Source organism: Nostoc sp. LEGE 06077, from assembly GCF_015207705.1.
In the GTDB taxonomy this organism is placed as follows: Bacteria; Cyanobacteriota; Cyanobacteriia; order Cyanobacteriales; family Nostocaceae; genus Nostoc_B.
The window spans coordinates 1-15998 of the sequence record NZ_JADEWI010000075.1; the positions used below are offsets into that span (position 1 = coordinate 1).

15 protein-coding genes are annotated in these 15998 nt (G+C 39.4%); 12 read left to right on the forward strand and 3 right to left on the reverse strand.

Features of this window, described 5'->3' with window-relative positions; translation table 11 throughout:
• The first annotated feature begins 383 nt into the window (after positions 1–383).
• The 6 genes from IQ244_RS28910 (at position 384) to IQ244_RS28935 (ending at position 6276) form a co-directional block, all read left to right on the forward strand.
• Positions 384–545 carry a CopG family transcriptional regulator gene (locus tag IQ244_RS28910; RefSeq protein ID WP_193900131.1) on the forward strand — a complete coding sequence of 54 codons (162 nt, stop codon included), beginning with the start codon at positions 384–386 and terminating at the stop codon, positions 543–545.
• Between the two features lie 366 nt (positions 546–911).
• On the forward strand, positions 912–1706 hold the full coding sequence (locus tag IQ244_RS28915) for a peroxiredoxin-like family protein (protein ID WP_193900132.1): 795 nt from the start codon (positions 912–914) through the stop codon (positions 1704–1706).
• A 251-nt stretch (positions 1707–1957) separates the two neighbouring features.
• Positions 1958–2383, forward strand: coding sequence for a lysozyme inhibitor LprI family protein (locus IQ244_RS28920; RefSeq protein WP_193900133.1), 426 nt, complete (start codon positions 1958–1960; stop codon positions 2381–2383).
• Between the two features lie 190 nt (positions 2384–2573).
• On the forward strand, positions 2574–3545 hold the full coding sequence (gene hemC, locus IQ244_RS28925) for a hydroxymethylbilane synthase (RefSeq protein WP_193900134.1): 972 nt from the start codon (positions 2574–2576) through the stop codon (positions 3543–3545).
• Positions 3546–3773: 228 nt separating this feature from the next.
• Positions 3774–5198 carry a glycogen synthase GlgA gene (gene glgA, locus IQ244_RS28930; RefSeq protein WP_193900135.1) on the forward strand — a complete coding sequence of 475 codons (1425 nt, stop codon included), beginning with the start codon at positions 3774–3776 and terminating at the stop codon, positions 5196–5198.
• A gap of 100 nt (positions 5199–5298) precedes the next feature.
• Positions 5299–6276 carry a DUF4351 domain-containing protein gene (locus IQ244_RS28935; RefSeq protein WP_193900136.1) on the forward strand — a complete coding sequence of 326 codons (978 nt, stop codon included), beginning with the start codon at positions 5299–5301 and terminating at the stop codon, positions 6274–6276.
• Positions 6277–6290: 14 nt separating this feature from the next.
• Here the strand turns inward: IQ244_RS28935 and IQ244_RS28940 are convergent, their stop codons facing one another.
• From IQ244_RS28940 to IQ244_RS28950, 3 genes are all read right to left on the reverse strand, one after another.
• The gene (locus IQ244_RS28940) at positions 6291–6890 is read right to left on the reverse strand and encodes a hypothetical protein (protein ID WP_193900137.1); all 600 of its coding nucleotides are present in this window, start codon (positions 6888–6890) and stop codon (positions 6291–6293) included.
• A 55-nt stretch (positions 6891–6945) separates the two neighbouring features.
• Positions 6946–8061, reverse strand: coding sequence for a non-hydrolyzing UDP-N-acetylglucosamine 2-epimerase (gene wecB, locus IQ244_RS28945; RefSeq protein WP_193900138.1), 1116 nt, complete (start codon positions 8059–8061; stop codon positions 6946–6948).
• Between the two features lie 144 nt (positions 8062–8205).
• Positions 8206–8580 carry a hypothetical protein gene (locus IQ244_RS28950; protein ID WP_193900139.1) on the reverse strand — a complete coding sequence of 125 codons (375 nt, stop codon included), beginning with the start codon at positions 8578–8580 and terminating at the stop codon, positions 8206–8208.
• 718 nt (positions 8581–9298) lie between these two features.
• Between IQ244_RS28950 and IQ244_RS28955 the strand changes: the two genes are divergently transcribed.
• The 6 genes from IQ244_RS28955 (at position 9299) to pstA (ending at position 15993) form a co-directional block, all read left to right on the forward strand.
• The gene (locus IQ244_RS28955; RefSeq protein ID WP_193900140.1) at positions 9299–10582 is read left to right on the forward strand and encodes a type IV pilus twitching motility protein PilT; all 1284 of its coding nucleotides are present in this window, start codon (positions 9299–9301) and stop codon (positions 10580–10582) included.
• 67 nt (positions 10583–10649) lie between these two features.
• Positions 10650–11411 carry a circadian clock KaiB family protein gene (locus IQ244_RS28960; RefSeq protein ID WP_193900141.1) on the forward strand — a complete coding sequence of 254 codons (762 nt, stop codon included), beginning with the start codon at positions 10650–10652 and terminating at the stop codon, positions 11409–11411.
• A gap of 408 nt (positions 11412–11819) precedes the next feature.
• A complete protein-coding gene (locus IQ244_RS28965) occupies positions 11820–12977 on the forward strand; it encodes a sulfate ABC transporter substrate-binding protein (RefSeq protein ID WP_193900142.1) in 1158 nt (385 codons plus the stop codon).
• 153 nt (positions 12978–13130) lie between these two features.
• Positions 13131–14132, forward strand: coding sequence for a PstS family phosphate ABC transporter substrate-binding protein (locus IQ244_RS28970; protein ID WP_193900143.1), 1002 nt, complete (start codon positions 13131–13133; stop codon positions 14130–14132).
• A gap of 11 nt (positions 14133–14143) precedes the next feature.
• Positions 14144–15085 carry a phosphate ABC transporter permease subunit PstC gene (pstC, locus tag IQ244_RS28975; RefSeq protein ID WP_193900144.1) on the forward strand — a complete coding sequence of 314 codons (942 nt, stop codon included), beginning with the start codon at positions 14144–14146 and terminating at the stop codon, positions 15083–15085.
• Positions 15086–15090: 5 nt separating this feature from the next.
• The gene (gene pstA, locus IQ244_RS28980; RefSeq protein WP_193900145.1) at positions 15091–15993 is read left to right on the forward strand and encodes a phosphate ABC transporter permease PstA; all 903 of its coding nucleotides are present in this window, start codon (positions 15091–15093) and stop codon (positions 15991–15993) included.
• Positions 15994–15998: the final 5 nt, after the last annotated feature.

Consider the following 15998-nt stretch of genomic DNA (forward strand, 5'->3'; position numbering starts at 1 on the left):
TGCCTAAAATGAGACGAACTAGGCAAAGTTATCATTTGTATTTCTTATCAATCAAGGCTAAAAAATGGGTCATTTTTACAGAAATTTACAAGGTTGCCCCTGGTTGCACGAACCTTCTATTTACGCCGAGTAAAAATTAGTATTGTGTCGCACTAAATTCATCAACTCTTCATGAGTTCGTTTATATCCCATTCACAATTAGTAATTTAAAATTATCTAAAATTTATAATCAGAAATTTACTTAAGCAATTCACAACTTTTTGTTAAATCATGGTACTTGCTTTACGACTTCTTGAATGTAATATCCTGATTTTCGCTATTGTAATAACAGTTTAAGTGATTGATAGTAAAAGAATAGTTTAAAACAAAGGCTTTTGTAAGCTGTGAATAAAAAATGGGCTGTTAAACGGTTAACAATTAATCTCACATCAGGTGAGGCAGAAAAGTTAGAAAAATACTGTTCCATCACAGGAAGACCCGCAACGGATGTCATTCGAGAGTTGATTCGCTCGTTGCCTGTTGAAGAAGCATTAAATGTAAATTAAAAAATGTAGCTACAAATATCTATAGGAATCCGACTTGATTATTGAAATTACTTGTGTCGGTAGGGAACAGGACAAGAAATAACAGAGGGACACTTAGTTTTTTTCTCCCAATCAAATATGATTCCTATATAACGCTAATTGCCATATTCAGTAAGTCAGTGAAAATAATCCTAACTAGTGAAGGTTGCTATTTGTCCTTCGCCCTTTTCCCTACCCTTCAGGAAGCCTCTGGCGCGGCTATTTAACTTGTAAGATGTAGATAAAATATTGGCATTTCATAACTTAGTTCTGTTTTTTATTACTGAGTTATGATAAAGGTTTATGTCATTGTGTCTAAATGATATAACAATCCTCAACTTCAGCTAAATGAATACTCAAACACTCGCTAATTCTCCAGATATTTACTCGATTTTGAGTCAAACTCAACGTTTGCGAGTTAGTGATGGAGAGGTTAAACCAGTTTTAGATGGTTGTTCAAATACCGCAAAGTTGCTTGTGCTTATTTGGTCACAGTTGGGGGATTTTGATAATTTAGAATACGCTTGGTGGCTGCGGAAAGAAAGAGAAGAGATTGAAGCAAGTGGAATCACAATTCGCGCTATTGGCATTGGCGATCGCAATTCTGGAGTAAAATTTTGTGAATATACAGGATTTCCTCAAGAATGCTTATTTGTAGATACAAAAGCTGAAATCCACGCTGCTTTGGGACTTTATCGCGGTTTATCTATACAAGTACCTATATTATCAACGTCACAAACAGCTTGGCTAAATTTAATGCTAATGTGTGCTGGCATCGGTAGCCCAGGAACTTTGAAGGAAGTTTTTCGGGGTTATACAGGCGATAAGCAAGCGCCTCAGTTAATTGCTGATGAGGAAGTTGTGAAAGATACACTTTTACCACCAATCAAAGGTTCATTTTTCAAAGCTGCTGGAGGACAAGGCTTTCAGCGCCCTTTTGAACTAGCAACTCTGCGCCTGCGAAATATGATCGAAGTTTTGAGCAACTGGAATATTTATGTACCAGATTCATCTTATTTGACACAACGGGGAGGCACTTTTTTATTTGATTCTCAAGGTAAATTAATTTACGAACATCGCGATCGCTGTATTCTTGGTTTTGCTGAAAATATGACTTATCCCTTATCTTTTTTGTATAAGTAAATATTCATTTCTATATCTGCATTTTGAGTTGGCAGATACATAAAAACAGAAGATAGCCAATATCAAGCTTTTCAAATATATGAAAAAACGAGACAAGCTCTAAGGTTAAAATCTCTAAAATACAGGCGTTATTTAATTATTGACTTGCCTGTATAGGATTTTACTAGAGTTTGTTTGCCGTTAATTCCTAAGTTATTCTCAATCATGAGTTATACTTCATAGTCATTACTACTGAGAATACAAATTAGATTATGCGTCAGTTATTACCTTTATTCGTAAGTATCATAACTGTTGGTGGATTGAATACCAACACTTTAACATTGGCAAATACACAACCCCAAGCTACTCAAACATATTTAGCACAAAAACTCAACTGCAACGATCCGCAAACTCAATCAGAAATGAATATCTGCTCACGGTTGTCATATCAAAATGCAGATAAAAAATTGAACCAAGTTTATAAACAACTGTTGCCAAAATTGTCAAAGACGAGACAACAAAAATTAATTGCTGCACAGTTAGCCTGGATTAAGTTTCGTGACGCTAGTTGTGAGTTTGAAAGAAGTGCATACGAAGGGGGAAGTATTGCGCCTACTATTTATGGTGGCTGCTTAGAAGCAGCGACAAAACAGCGTACTCAACAATTGTATGAGTATCTTCAACGTGACGATTATTAACTAGCAGGCTGGAGGTACAAAAAATTATTTTATCAAGCAGTTTTTGCCAAATAACTGATTTTTTGTAAAAAAATGTAAAGTAAATCAAAAATAATATTGCCTTTAATGAAGCGATCGCAATCCGTTAAGTCACTCACTGCGGTAGTCTAGATGAAAGTGAATGTATCGCCTGGTTTGACATAACGTTATTATGACTTCAGTGGTTTCCAGTGCAGCCCGCACGATTCGTATTGGTTCTCGTAAAAGTCAACTTGCTCTAGTTCAGACTTACTGGGTGAGAGAGCAACTACAAAACAGCTTCCCAGATATTAATTTTGAAGTCCACACCATGTCTACCCAAGGCGACAAAATCCTGGATGTAGCATTGGCCAAGATTGGTGATAAAGGGCTATTTACTAAAGAACTGGAATTGGGAATGATCAACCAGGAAATTGACTTTGCTGTTCATTCCCTCAAGGATCTGCCAACTAATTTACCAGAAGGCTTAACTCTGGCAGCAATCACCGAACGGGAAAACCCGGCCGATGCTTTAGTTGTCCATGAAAAGTATAAAGACAAGCAAATTGAAACTTTGCCCGATGGTGCAGTAATTGGCACATCATCACTACGGCGGTTAGCACAGTTACGTAATCGTTTTCCCCACTTTACCTTTAAAGATGTGCGCGGTAACTTGAATACCCGCTTGGCAAAACTAGATGCTGGTGAATACGATGCCTTGATTTTAGCAGCCGCAGGTTTACAACGCTTAGGCATGGGCGATCGCGTACATCAAATTCTCCCCAAAGAAATTTCCCTCCACGCTGTCGGACAAGGTGCTTTAGGGATAGAATGTCGGGCTGATGATACAGATTTAATATCCTTACTCAAAGCCATTGAACACCCGGAGACACGCGATCGCTGTTTAGCAGAAAGATCATTTTTACGGATTCTGGAAGGTGGTTGTCAAGTACCCATCGGTGTAAATACAGAAATTCATGAAGGCAATTTAACCCTCACAGGTGTAGTCGCCAGTGTCGATGGCCAGAAAATCGTCAAAGATACCGTCACAGGAACAGCCAATAATGCTGAAGCGTTGGGTGCAGAATTAGCCAAACTTCTGCGGGAACAAGGCGCACAAGAAATTCTTGAGCAAATCTTCGCCGAAATCCAACGGGGTTCTTAAAATACTGGCAAACAGATGTGGTTAGATAAGAATTGAGCCAAAAGGATGAAGTGTAAAGGATACAGGATCAAAAATCGGTACATGACTCACCCGTAATTAGCGCGGCAAAGATGCGTTGTTTCCGAGATTCTGCCCCATTCTTGCATAGGAGGAGTACCTTTATACTTCAGACTTCCAACTTCAGAAATTTCATAAATATTAGGCAGAACCGGGGAAACAACAAAGACCATGCGGATTCTATTCGTTGCAGCAGAAGCAGCTCCCGTTGCGAAAGTAGGAGGAATGGGTGATGTTGTGGGAGCATTACCTAAAGTCTTGAGAGAAATGGGGCATGATGTCCGCATATTCTTGCCTTATTACGGCTTTTTGCCAGATAAAATGGAAATCCCCAAAGACCCAGTTTGGTGGGGATATGCCATGTTTCAGGACTTTGCAGTTTACGAGAGTGTTCTGCCGGGTACTGATGTTCCCTTGTATTTATTTGGACATCCTGCTTTCAATCCTCGCCGGGTCTATGGAGGAGAAGACGAAGATTGGCGGTTTACTTTTTTTGCGAATGGTGCTGCTGAATTCTGCTGGAATTACTGGAAGCCAGACGTTATCCACTGTCATGATTGGCACACAGGGATGATTCCTGTATGGATGCACCAAGACCCAGATATCACCACAGTCTTTACTATTCATAACCTGGCTTATCAAGGGCCGTGGCGTTGGTATTTGGATAAAATTACTTGGTGTCCTTGGTATATGCAAGGACACAATACAATGGCAGCAGCGGTGCAATTTGCTGACAGAGTAAATACGGTTTCCCCAACTTATGCCGAACAAATCAAGACACCTGCTTACGGCGAAACCTTAGAAGGTTTGCTGTCATTTATCAGCGGGAAATTATCAGGGATTGTCAATGGGATAGATACTGAGCTTTACAATCCATCTGACGATAAATATATTACTCAGACTTTCACTACCGATACTTTAGATCAACGTAAGAAAAACAAAGTTTCTTTACAAGAAGAAATGGGTTTAGAGGTCAACTCTCAAGCCTTTTTAATTGGCATGGTGAGCCGATTAGTCGAGCAAAAAGGCTTGGATTTGGTGATTCAAATTTTAGATCGCTTCATGGCGTATACAGATGCCCAATTTGTGTTGTTAGGGACAGGCGATCGCTATTATGAAACTCAAATGTGGCAATTAGCATCCCGCTATTCTGGACGTATGGCAACTTACCTGCTATATAACGATGCCCTATCACGTCGCATTTATGCGGGTACTGATGCCTTTTTAATGCCCAGCCGTTTTGAACCTTGCGGAATTAGCCAAATGATGGCGATGCGCTACGGTTCCGTTCCCATCGTCCGCCGCACAGGGGGATTAGTTGACACTGTAACCCACCACGACCCAGTTAATGAAGCTGGTACAGGTTATTGCTTTGACCGCTACGAACCCTTAGATTTGTTTACCTGCATGATCCGCGCTTGGGAAGGTTTTCGTTTCAAACCTCAGTGGGGCGAACTGCAAAAACGCGGGATGAATCAAGACTTTAGTTGGTATCGTTCAGCCAAGCAATACGATAAACTCTATCGCTCATTGTTTGGTTTACCAGACTCAGAGGAAGCAGCAGCAGCACAACCAGAGTTAGTTTTGAATCAGTAGGTTTTGTAACGCAAAGTGGCGCAGAGGTTAACGCAGAGGAACACAGAGAGTTTTTGTTTTTCATCTGCGTTTAGCTGCGTTTTATTATTCTCTAAATACAATGACTGAGGAACGAGAAAGAGCCGATAATGATTCGCCGTGGAAAGAAATTTTAGAAGCATACTTTCCTCAAGCGATGCAGTTTTTCTTCCCACAAACAGCAGCACTCATAAACTGGGAACGTCCCCACGAGTTTCTCGACAAGGAATTTCAACAAATATCTCGTGAAGCCGAACTGGGGAGAAGATACGCCGATAAATTAGTCAAAGTTTGGCAAATTGACGGGGAAGAAGTTTGGCTGTTAATTCATGTCGAAATCCAGGCGAAACCAGAAGATAACTTCGCTGAAAGGATGTTTTCATACAACCTGCGAATTTTTGATAAATTTGCCAAACCAGCCATCAGCCTAGCAATTTTATGTGACGCTGACTCGACTTGGAGACCGAATCAATACAGTTACAATTATCCTGATTGCAGTCTAGTTTTTCGATTCGGCACTGTCAAATTACTGGATTATCAAAACCGCTGGACTGAATTAGAAACCAGCGATAATCCTTTTGCGATAGTTGTCATGGCGCATTTAAAAACGCAGCAAACTAGCAAACAGCCAGGAGAACGGAAAAATTGGAAATTCAGCTTAATTCGCAGACTCTACGAACAAGGACTAGAAGAAAGAGATATTCGTAACCTCTATCGTTTTATCGATTGGGTTATGATTTTACCAAAAGCATTAGAAGCAGAATTTTGGCAAGACTTTAAGTTATTCGAGCAGGAGCTTACTATGCCTTACATAACTACAGGCGAGCGTATTGGCTACGAGCGAGGAAAAGAAGAAGGGAAGCAGGAAGGTAAACAGGAACAAACACAAGCACTGGTTTTAAGACAACTACAAAGGCGAGTGGGCAATTTACCCGACGAAGTTCGCCAACAAGTTCAAAGTCTTTCTTTAGAAAAATTAGAAGCACTGAGTGATGCTTTATTAGATTTTAGTGCGATCGCCGACTTACTCAACTGGTTACAAACCAATCAAGCAGTATAGTTGAAGTTTTGTAACTAATAAAAGTAAAAAATAATCCTCACTTCTTTTGGGGAACCTAAAGCTAAGAGTTTCTCAAAAAAATAATCAAGAAATTCAGAACCAACAAATTCTCTATAACTTTCTACCCAACTGACTTGTACAATATCCGCTTTAGGAAGATAATTCGAGTTTAGAGAATAGCAGTGCGCGTTTTCTGGCCATTGTTCGTAAGGAAATGGTTGGTTATCAGAAAACAAATTCGCGTACTGTGGTTCAACCAAGCCGTAGAATGTAATAGATTGTTCCCAATCAAAATTAATCACTTCTTGAACCATAAGCCAAGACGCACCCCAACCATCATCATCTTGGATATACGATTTTAATAAAGGAGAAAGGTCTTTTGGTAGACCTCGTGGTCGAGATATAGGTCTGACATCTGCACCAGACCACTTTAAAAATCTTTCCCGGCGCACACCTGCTAGAACAGTAAAAAACTCATAATGTCTGCCGATATCTATTATTTCTAAAGTAGATAAATCTTGATGTGACTCCTTACTTAAATCCTCAGTTCTTGATAATGGTGTCCATTGTCCATCCTGTAGGCATTCTGCAAATATTCTGATATCAGTACTCATAATTTGTGCAGGAAAAATCAATTTTTGGGAAAGGCATTTTGCCTCTCCCTTTTTATCAACCCACTCCCAAATAATTCTTTACAATTTGCAAAATTCGCTCGGCTGCATGGCCATCACCAAAAGGATTAATCGCATTAGCCATTGCATCATACGCCGCCGGGTTACTCAATAACTCAGCCGCCGCCGCCAAAATATTCTCGCTTTCAGTTCCCACTAGTTTCGCTGTACCCGCCGTCACCGCTTCAGGACGTTCTGTGGTTTCTCGCAAAACTAATACTGGTTTACCTAAACTTGGTGCTTCTTCTTGCAAACCACCAGAATCAGTTAATAAAAAATGCGATCGCCCAATTGCCCCCACTAATTCGGCATAATCTAAAGGTTCGGTCAAAAATACGCGCGGATGTTTGCCTAATAATGCTTGCAATGGTTCTCTAACTGTCGGGTTGCGATGCAGTGGTAACACCAAAGCAGTATCAGGAAACTTATCTAATATTTGCAGAAAACCTTGTGCGATCGCTTGTAATGGTTCTCCCCAATTTTCCCGGCGGTGAACTGTGGACAACAACACGCGGTATTCATTCCAGTTCAAACCAGGGACATTACAAGCTGGTTGACTCGCCGCCACATTCAACAGTGCGTCAATAACAGTATTCCCCGTCAAGTGAATTTCGCCCAACACCCCAGAACGTTGCAAGTTTTCCACAGCCAAAGTTGTTGGCGCAAAATGTAGTTGGGTAAGTTGGGAAATTAATCGTCGGTTTGCTTCTTCTGGATAAGGATTGTAAATATTATCAGTTCTTAACCCAGCTTCTACATGACCCACAGGAATTTTTTGATAAAAAGCTGCCAAGGCTGCGGCAAAAGCTGTTGTGGTATCTCCTTGGACAATCACTAAATCTAGTTTATTTTTTTGAAATAACTCTTCTAATCCGCGTAAGCTGCGGCAGGTAATATCACTTAAAGATTGTTGAGGCTGCATAATCTCTAGGTCTTCATCAGCTTTGAGGTTAAACAGTTGCATCACTTGTTCAACCATCTCCCGATGCTGTCCAGTTAAAATCACTTGCAAGGCAAAACTGGGAGATTTTTGGAAAACCTGAATCACAGGCGCTAATTTAATCGCCTCTGGACGTGTACCTAAGATAATACCAACTCGCTTTTGATTAATCATTAGTCATTATTCATGAGTCATTAGTTATTGGTCAATAGTAAATGGTTAATCCCTACAAATGACAAATGACAAAGAACAAATAAACATGAAAAAACCCGGCTGAACCGGGCAGATGTACTGTTTGTCGTGTTTAAAGCAATAGTTTTATTTGATTTCACAAGTTAAAGGGCAAGCGGCATATACAGAGGTCTGCTGGATTTCTTCAGATTCTCCATGCAACCAACTTAACCACTTGATTTGACTTGGATGTACACCTTTGATGGTGAGAACAGCCGCAGCGATCGCTACTGCCAAAATATTGAACAATATTAACCCGCCGCCTACTAGTAAAACAGCACTAACAGGCATGACAGATTGTAAAACAATCGACAACAGACATCCGACCGTAGCCATCAAAAACACTAATGGAAAACCGACAACTAACAAACATACTGCCAGCGTGAAAGTCCATATCAAAAAGCTTTTAATCATCATTAAGGAGTAGGTCTTTCCGAGATTAGAGCTTTGAGCCGAAACCATGACTTTTCCTCCTACAGGTACACAGCAATAAATGTAATTTCAGTTAGATACCGCTGTTGGCGAATCAACTGATCCTTTCCGTGAATTCCAGTATATAAACAGGTGTAGGAAAAATGAGCATTTAGTAACTTAACTTTACAGTTAATTTTTTGTAATTGTGAATGTAAAGTTCGGTTGCTTTCTTGATAGACCACTAGTTTCTGCCATCTATCTCAAGGAGTAGAAGCCATATAACATCAGCTTGCTCAGGATATTTTCTCGGTCTCAAATTGATCCCCTTAACATTTCTTATAAAATAGGGCTGTGTCTCTCATAATTCATCCATCCGTCTGGAAAAAATACCTGCTGCTGATTTGGCTTTTAATTGCTAGTAAATTCCCTTGATTTTGGCGAAAAATTTCTCATCTAACAGCAAGAGATTTTTAAGATTTCACTAAAGTATTAATTATTGCTTATATTTAGCAGGGTTATTACTGAAGGGTGTCTGAGGATATAGTGTGCTAAACAAGTGTATATGGACTTAAGGGGGTTATAAAGCAATGATTAAGTTTGTAGATTATATAACAAAGTATACTAGCGACTAGAACAAGTGTAACGAAATGTTGCTTTAAAGTTTTCAGCTAAGGAACAGCAACAAACCTGCTGTCTGCCGTCCTTAGAACCACCAAGACAGATTTTTTCCAGATTGAACTTGATAACTGCTTAATTTTGAAGATATATGACAGAAACATCACAACCAGCCAATTCCAATCCTGTTGCTTCTCGGAATGTGCCACCTATGCCACCGCCACCACCATCATTAATGACCCAGCGGCAGCATACACAAACCTTGGATATGTCAACTCATCGCAATACAACTCAACCTGCACCACCACCAGTAGCCGGCCATCGTCCAGGAAGTCCGCCACCAGAGGCCAATGCTTCAGCTAAAAACAATCCTTCGGGATTAACTTTGGCGCAAATCATCAAAGAAGCGTTTGATAAAGGTTATTCCGATATTCACCTGGGTGTAGGTGAAGTTCCGCGTTACCGCAACCGAGGAGAAATTCAACCAACCGAGTATCCCGAAACTGATCTTCAAAGTTTCATGAGTTGGTTACGAGAGGTAATGACGGAAGCTGAAATTCAGCGATTTGAAGAACATTTAGAATTTGATGGTGCAACTCAGTATGAATTCGCCCGTGTTCGGATCAACGTTTTTGGTTCGATGAAAGGCCATGCAATGGTACTGCGGTTAATTCCCCTGAAAATCTTATCGATGGAACAGTTGAGATTACCGCCAATTTTCCGTGATATCTGCCATCACCACAAAGGCTTGATTTTAGTCACTGGCCCGACTGGTTCTGGTAAATCAACAACAATGGCGGCGATGATTGACTATATTAATCGGGAAATGGCCAAGCACATCATCACCATTGAGGATCCTGTGGAATTTGTTCACAAAAGCCGCAAGTCGTTGGTTAAACAACGGGAAGTAGGGATGCACACGCGCAAATTTGACAATGCGTTAAAAGCAGCCCTACGGGAAGATCCAGATTTGATTCTGGTGGGGGAAATGCGGGATAAGGAAACAGTTAACACCGCCCTAAAAGCCGCCCAAACAGGTCACTTGGTAATGGGAACATTGCACACCAACAGTGCAGTGAAAACCATCGAACGGATTCTTAATTTGTACTCTGGTGAAGAACAGGATGCTATGCGGGTAGCCCTAGCGGAATCGTTGGTAGCGGTCATCGCCCAAGGATTATGTCGCACAACTGATGGTAAACGCGCTGCGTTCCACGACGTTCTCATCAATACTGAGGCAATTAAAGAATGGGTAAAAGATGGTAAATATGATGAAATTGGCGAATTGATGAAGCAAGCCAGTTTTGACGGTATGATTACAATGAATCAGTCACTACTCAATCTTTATCAAGAAGGTCGCATTACTGAAGAAACAGCTTTAGAAATGTCACCAACTCCTAACGAAATGGCTCAGTTTCTCCGAGGACGAGTTTAATTACAGTAAAGGTAAAAAGTAACGCCTCTACTTTTTACCTCCAAGTTCCCCAACCCCTGTAACTAACTTGAGTACAAATAAACTCTTTTTACCTAAAGTTTTTAAAGGCATTGCCTTATTTACACCCGGAGGCGATTTAATTTATTGCATCGACCCCAATAAACAGGGTCGATGGCATTTGCATTTGTGTGCTGCGTTACAAGAAATTCTCGATTTACCAGAACCGCCTCATTTTTTAGTTCCTTGTTATACAGCTACTGTTGACCATTGGTTAGATCCCCATACTCATCAAATTCGGACTTTTGCAGAAGCCTATCCAGCAGTTCTGCAACATCAATCTTTATTAAATGCCATTTTTGATACGGGTGATTTAGTCTGGCAAGCAGCACCTTGGCAAGATGGATTATGCGATCGCATGGTGTTAGCAACTTATCGTTCTACATTTCCCCAACTTTGGGAAGACCATGACTTAATTATTAACTTAGACTTGTCAGAAAAGGCTCCTAAATACTATCCACCAGTTCGAGCCATCCAAACTGTACAGCAAACAACCCAATGTTTTGTTTTGCGGTTATTTATTGCTGGTCATAGTGCCAACACAGAACGGATTCTGCATAATTTACACGAAATGTTAGAGCGATCGCTCAAATATCCCTATACTTTAAAAGTTATTGATGTTTTAACTCATCCAGAACAAGCAGAAATTGATCAGGTGTCCGCGACTCCTACTTTGGTAAAAGTTTGGCCTCAACCAATTCGCCGCATCGTTGGCGATTTAGATAACGCCGAGAAAATCTTTCAGATGTTAGGCGCTACAGAAAAGTTATAAAAATTTATCACATTTAGTATTAAAGCTAACAAAAAGAAGATTCAATTACTGTTAATCAACAGCCTTTATCGGGGTTCCTCATCAGTTGAAGTACATTTAATTGAGGTCAGAGGCTAGTTAGGGGATACTTTATATGGTGGGAAACTGCTGTAGCTATTAAATTTAATTTAAAATTAAGTTTTTCTCCTCAAAGAAGTCTGTATATTATTCGGTAATTTGGGAGCAATTTGCTGAAAATATCAGGCTTTATAGTTAGCAAACCCCTACTTTCTCCTGTAGTCAAAAATTAACTTAAATTTTTATAGCTTAATCACATACTGTCTTGACAGGTATAAGATTTTCATGCTTTATAATTAAACAATTACAGTAACTCGATGGAGATACTGTAGATAATGGGGTAAATGTTTGATGAATAAATCGCCGCATCCGGCTCGATGGGGAATTTTTCAAATTGAGCATATATATACTTGCATTGAAAAAACTAGACAGGTGATGCAACTTGTGTCTCAACAAATTAGGGGAATTTGGTTGCATCAACACGTTGTGAAAAGATTCGCTTATTTATTCTGCTTAGGCACAATTTTAAGTGTGGCGATCGCGGCCTGTTCTGGAAGTTATTCAGCTACAGAACCAGAGATTAAGCTGAGGTTGGTTTCTTTCTCCGTAACTAAAGCCGCCCATGACCAAATAATTCCCAAATTCGTCGAGAAATGGCAGAAAGAACACAATCAAAAAGTAATTTTTGAGCAAAGTTATGGAGGTTCCGTTGCTCAAGCTGCTGATGTGATTGCTGGTAAAAAAGAGGCAGATGTAGTACACTTAGCACTGCCTTTAGATGTTATCAGAATTCAGCAAGCTGGTTTGATTAAATCCAGTTGGCAAATGAGAACACCCCGCAATGCTATTGTTAGTAGATCCGTTGCCGCAATTGTCACTCGTGAGGGGAATCCGAAAGGGATTAAAACTTGGGCAGACATAGCTAAAAACGACGTAAAATTAATTGCCGCGAACCCTAAAACTTCAGGAATTGGCATTTGGGAATTATTAGCTTTTTGGGGTTCAGTCACTCAAAATGGCGGAGATGAGGCGACAGCCATAAACTACATTACCAAGGTGTATAAAAATACTGCCGCACTCACAAAAGATGCCCGTGAAGCCAGTGATTTATTTTTCCAACAAGCTCAAGGAGATGTTTTAATTACCTACGAAAATGAGGTAAATTTAGCAGAAAAAACTGCCTCAAAACTCCCTTATGTTATACCAGATATAAATATTTCCATAGATAATCCTGTGGCTATAGTTGATAAAAACGTTGATAAACACAGGACTAGGAAAGTTGCCGAAGCATTTATTGATTTTCTCTATTCATCAGAAGCTCAACGGGAATTTGCTAAATTACAATATCGTCCGGTAAATCCTACAGTTACCCAAGAAGTAGCATCACAATATCCCCCAATCCAAACTTTGTTTACAGCCCAAGATTTAGGGGGCTGGGAGATGATTCAAGCAAAATTTTTGGAAAATGGGGCAATTTTTGACAAAATTCAAGGCGACAGTAAAGCATAAATTTTGATCAGTTGCTAGTTACAGGCTGATATCTTATATCATTCAATAATTCTAGGGTAGGCAATGCGATAAATTCGCGTTCTAGCATATTTTTCGCCTTGTCTGCTAGTCCATTTGTTAGCTTTTGGTTTATTCAGGGAAATACCAAAAATTATGAGTTTTATTTCTCAATTAAAAAGTAACTTGTTATTAATATCTCTACTTGTGACTAGCTACAGCATCACAGCTTGTAGTAGCAATGACGAGAAACAAAAGCAAGTAAGTATTGATGGTGCAGCGGTAGGTTTTCCTATTTCTCTAGCGGTGGCAGAAGAATATCATAATGTGAAAGCTGATGCTGTAGTTAGCGTTGCTTCTAGTGGAACTGGGGGCGGAATTAGTAAATTTTGTGCAGGCGAAATTGATATTGTCGGTGCTTCTCGTACTATTCGAGATGAAGAAATCGCCAAATGCAAAAGTAAAAATATTGAATTTTTAGAAATACCCATAGCTTTAGATGGAATAGCCGTTATCGTCAATCGTCAGAATGATTTTGTTCAATGTCTCACTGTTGACGAATTAAAAACGATTTGGAGTGCTAAATCAGACGGTAAAATATTAACTTGGAATCAAGTTAATCCTAAGTTCCCTAATCAGAAAATGAAACTTTATGCGCCCGCATCTGATACAGGAACTTTTGATTATTTTACTCAAGCTGTGACAGGTAAAGCAAAAAATGGTCGTACAGATTACACTCCTAGCCACAATCAAAATACTTTAGTTCAAGGCATTGCTGGTGATAAATATTCTTTAGGTTATGTCGGAATTTCTTACTACATTCAAAATCAAGACAAGCTAAATTTAATTGCTGTGGAAAATCCTAATGGTAAGTGTGAAAAACCTGTACCAATTGATAATGTAGTCAGAAATATTTACACTCCTTTATCTCGCCCTTTGTTTATTTATGTGAGTAAAAAATCCTTAGATACGAAGCCAACAGTGAGAGAATTTGTCGATTTTTATTTAGAAAACTCTTGGAAATGGGTAGACAGTGCTGGTTATGTAGCATTACCTGATGAGGCTTACGTTAAAGTTAAGCAAAAGTTTCTCAAGGGTGAAACTGGCACTAAATTTAAAAAAGCTAAACCGGGTCAACCAATTACTAACTTTATTTAATTTATTGATTTATGACTATAATCAACAATCAAAATGGTTTTCACGAAGATTCTCGGCGATCGCTAGAAAAAAAACCCTCAGAAGATATTATAGAAAAGATTATTGTCGCAGTTTTATTTGCTTGTGGTTTAGTTTCTGTCCTAACGACATTTGGCATTGTTATTATTATCTTTCAGGTAGCATTTGAGTTTTTCCAAGAAGTCCCACTAGCTGAATTTTTGCTCGATACGAAATGGACACCTTTATTTGCTGAAAGACATTTTGGCATTTGGCCTTTAATTAGTGGTACATTTTTAACTACTCTTACTGCTATGGCAGTAGCCATTCCTTTGGGGTTATCCTCAGCAATTTATTTAAGTGAATATGCTCAACCTAAAGTAGCCGCAATTTTACGTCCAGCAGTGGAACTATTGGCAGGAATACCAACAGTTGTTTATGGGTATTTTGCCCTATTATTTGTTACCCCATTCTTAAGAAACTTTCTGCCTTTAGAAATATTTAATGCCCTGAGTGCAGGGTTAATGATGGGAGTAATGATTACCCCGACAGTCGGTTCTATCAGTTTAGATGCTATCCAAGCAGTGCCTAATTCTTTAAGAGAAGGCGCTTATGCTTTAGGAATCACAAAATTAGAATCAATTTTTAAAGTTTTATTGCCAGCCGCACTGTCAGGAATTACAGCTTCGATTATTTTAGGTATTTCCCGCGCTGTTGGTGAAACTATGACTGTTGTTATCGCCGCCGGACAACAGCCAAAACTGACTGTGAATCTCATGGAGTCAGTAGAAACAATGACCGCTTATATGGCACAAATTTCTGGTGGAGATAGCCCTCGTGGTAGTCTCAATTTTAAAACTTTATATGCTGTCGGGGCTGTTTTATTTCTGCTAACTTTGGCTTTGAATATTGTTAGCTACTGGATTTCCAATCGGTTTAAAGAAAAATACGATTAATCAATATGTCTACAAGTTATCAAAGTGATGATTTTTTCGATTCTGGTGCAGAATTTACTGATAATATTGAAAAAAGAGAGTCATTAGGGAAAGTATTTGAAATACTTTTTTTGATGGGGTTGCTGATTGGTTTATTCATCCTAGCACTACTGGTTTTTGACATTTGCCAAGATGGGTTAGCCAGATTTTTAACACCAGGATTTTTGACAGAAACTCCATCGCGTTTTCCCGATGAGGGAGGTATTCGCCCAGCAATTATGGGGAGTATCCTTTTGGCAATTATTGTGATGTTAGTCGCTGTGCCAATTGGCGTAGGAGCAGCTTTATATCTGGAAGAATATGCTCCTAAAGCTTGGTGGACTGCAATTATTGAAATTAATATTAGTAATCTTGCAGGCGTACCTTCTATTGTCTATGGGTTACTGGGTTTAGGAGTATTCAATTATTTGCTTGGTTTTGGCCCAGCATTAATTTCTGGAGCCTTAACTTTATCTTTGTTATCTTTACCAGTAATTATCGTTACATCTAGAGAAGCAATTCGCGCAGTTCCCGATTCTTTGAGACAAGCTTCTTATGGTTTGGGTGTGACTAAATGGCAAACTATTTATCATCATGTTATTCCCTATGCGATTCCAGGAATTTTAACCGGGGTGATTATTTCTGTATCTCGCGCTGTTGGTGACGCAGCTTGTTTACTTGTAGTCGGTGCTGTCAGTTTTCTGACTTTTAACCCTGGTTTATTCCAGAGATTTATGGCTTTACCGATTCAAATTTTTAGTTATCTTAGTCGTCCAGAACCAGGTTTTGCTAATTCATCAGCAGCTACAATTATTGTGATGATGTTGTTAATTTTAGTGTTGAATGGGATAGCTATTTATGTTCGTCAACGCTTTTCGATAAGCAGGTAAATAGT